The organism is Massilimicrobiota sp. An105, assembly GCF_002161155.1.
In the GTDB taxonomy this organism is placed as follows: Bacteria; Bacillota_I; Bacilli_A; order Erysipelotrichales; family Coprobacillaceae; genus Allocoprobacillus; species Allocoprobacillus merdigallinarum.
Map to the genome: position 1 here is coordinate 1 of NZ_NFLY01000086.1, position 2,799 is coordinate 2,799.

At 30.5% G+C, this 2,799-nt stretch carries 2 protein-coding genes and 1 tRNA gene; 1 reads left to right on the forward strand and 2 read right to left on the reverse strand.

The genetic code is table 11. The features are described from left to right. Window positions 1-135: 135 nt before the first annotated feature. Window positions 136-657: a phosphatase PAP2 family protein gene (locus tag B5E48_RS13210; protein WP_087305593.1), complete on the reverse strand. Its 522-nt coding sequence runs from the start codon at window positions 655-657 to the stop codon at window positions 136-138. Next, complete coding sequence (locus B5E48_RS13215) at window positions 641-2,152, reverse strand: HAD hydrolase-like protein (protein ID WP_087305596.1); 1,512 nt, start codon at window positions 2,150-2,152, stop codon at window positions 641-643. The genes B5E48_RS13210 and B5E48_RS13215 overlap by 17 nt, the downstream gene beginning before the upstream one ends. A gap of 107 nt (window positions 2,153-2,259) precedes the next feature. Between B5E48_RS13215 and B5E48_RS13220 the strand changes: the two genes are divergently transcribed. Next, a tRNA-Lys gene (locus tag B5E48_RS13220) sits at window positions 2,260-2,335 on the forward strand. The last annotated feature ends 464 nt before the right edge of the window (window positions 2,336-2,799 follow it).

Sequence of the window (2,799 nt, forward strand, 5' to 3'; positions counted from 1 at the left end):
CAGGGGCTTTATGCGCTTTTTTTGCATAATAATAAAGAGTGCATATAGTCATACCACAAGAATTACAGAAATAAAAAAAGAGTCACCTAGTCTAATATACTAAGTTGACTCCATTGAGCAACCCCAAAGGGTTGCCTATATCAAATAAATAAGAATTCCAATACTGATTCCTAAAATCATACCACAAATAACATCACTCAAAAAATGGACAAATAAATAAATTCTAGATAAACCAATAAGCAAGGCAAAAAGATAAGCGAAAAGACCATATGTAGGGAAGAAAAGAAAAAGAATAGTGCTACATGCAAAAGAAGAGGTTGTGTGGCTAGAAGGAAATGATGAGTCATTTGGAGTTGGAACAAGTAATTGAACTTCGGGATACAGATGACATGGACGTTTTCTTTTGATAAGAGATTTGATAGAAATTTGTCCAATAAGCGCAGAAACAATCAATGCCATCAGCATATGAATAGACATGGAACGGGCTGCAGGAATTACATTGGTTAATAAAATAATAATAAGCCATATAATACCAAAATCACCACATGAACTGATGAACTTCATAATGCGGTTAAGTACATGATGGTGATACAAACTGATCATGAAAAAAGATACACGTAAATCCAAACGATGGATTTGATTAAGAATAGTCTTCATTATCGGAATCTCTCCTTAAAATATAAATAATGATTTTGATAAAACTAATAAGAATAATCTGAAAAATAAAAATATTGAAAAGTTGAACACCATCTAAAGAAAACATCTGATTATGCATAAGGTAATCCTGGTAGGATGGTATCATAGGTATAATAGTATGTAAACTGTTAAAGAATACCTTAAAGCAGGCCTCTATTATACTATAATATCCTTGAAATAGAAGAGCTAAAATATGGAAGAACCCCTGATCATTTTCAAATTGAGGAATAAAAGCAATATAAACAATAATTCCTACAAAAATAATCAAAAATGAAGTTGCAACAATATAAATAAAATTAAAAACAAGATTTAACCACGAAAAAGATGTATCACTATCTTCTTCATCATCTGTGATATCAATTTGAGATTCATCTGTTTGTTCTTCATGAATAACAGGAGAATGATTTTTATAATTGATTTGTGAAAGTAGAGCAGTGAGTTCCTCTTCTTCCTGTTTATTTAATGAAGAAAAAGTTTGTTTTTTTGTAGATGAAGTGTCTTCTTCTTTTTTTTCTAGAGGTGTAGATTCCTGAAAGAAATCTTTTTGTTCATTTTCATCATCAAATTGAAATGTTTTTCTAGGACGTGTCTTTTGCATATAAACACTCCCATCCTTAACAACAGGTTCATTAAGATGGGATAAATGATATGCATAGGTTTGATTCACAATTTGATTTAACTGTGAATCATCAGGATAGTCCTTTTGCCATTTATCTTTGACTTGTTCTAATTCTTGCTTAGACATATGTTTATGCATTCCAAGTAAAGCAGAATACATATCCATTTCATTATAACGATCAAATAAAAGCACATTTAAAACTTCAAAAAGATTATGACAGGTCTGATAAGACGTTTCTTTTTCATATGTTCCAGCTGGTTTTAAATCTTCACAGAAAATGACATTCATATGTAATTGACAACTTGCTTTATTAAGAGCTTCAAAAGAAGAAATGACTAAAGTGTTTTCAGGTTTGATATGAAAATGTTCAGTTATATTTTCAAGAATTTCCGTGGCAGGAAGAGGCATGCTGACCATATCACTACCAATAATATAATGAACTTTCTGATCAAGATGACACATAGAAAGATATGTTTTGGCATCTTTTTGACGATGAGTAGATATAATTGCAATAGGAATGTTCTTTTGACGTAGATATTCTATCAGTTCTAAAAATCCTTCTTTAGGTTTGAGTCCTTTATATGTAAGATACTGCATCATTTCTCTTTCTATTTTAGCATTATAAAGTCCCTCGTTCATAATTTTAGCAACTGGGGTATCATTATACATTTCATACATATTACAAAGGTGATGATAAAAATCATCGAGTGAATAATCAAGATGATGACTTTCACAAAAATGGTGGGTGTAATTATATCTATATCGATTGAGGTTAAAAATAGTACCATCTAAAGGAATGATTACTAATTGAATATCTTGAATAGATTGCTTATACATTATTTCACCACCTTTATGTGTAACATTATATCAAATATTATGTAAATATTCCATTTAAATATCTTGATTTTTTATAAGCTTTAGTGTATTATATATAAGTCGATTATCTCTCCGTAGCTCAGCTGGCAGAGCATCTGACTCTTAATCAGAGGGTCCACGGTTCGATCCCGTGCGGGGAGACCAGTAGAAAATAAAAGTCTGCATGTTATTGTGGACTTTTTTATTTATATTTTACATAAAATTAATATAAATTTCATATCGAAATGATTTTTATATATGTTATTTTTGTTAAAATAATAGTGGCTATTGTGTAAGTCATCTTAGTGTCAGTTCTGTTTATGCAATAGTTGAAATAAAGGTATACCTTATTTCGAATAATTCTCACTATCTCATGTTGTCAAAACCAATCTCTTAACACACAAAGACAACACATAAAAAATCAGATTTGTTCTGATTTTTTATTTTTTTATTTGATTGTATTTACAATAAGAGAAAAGAGGTTTAAACTTATAGTTAGCGATATTTAACTATGAAATAGGCGAAGTCTAGAAGACCTCGCCCCTTCCCGAACCGTACGGGCACCTTTCAATGCATACGGCTCTCCATTTCTAAGTGAGTTTTCGTTTTGCGATTTGATTGTATTCTAA

Excerpts from the sequence above, each read along its gene's own strand:
- B5E48_RS13215 (WP_087305596.1), bottom strand. The coding sequence starts at position 2,152 with ATGTATAAGCAATCTATTCAAGATATTCAATTAGTAATCATTCCTTTA.
- B5E48_RS13210 (WP_087305593.1), bottom strand. The coding sequence starts at position 657 with ATGAAGACTATTCTTAATCAAATCCATCGTTTGGATTTACGTGTATCT.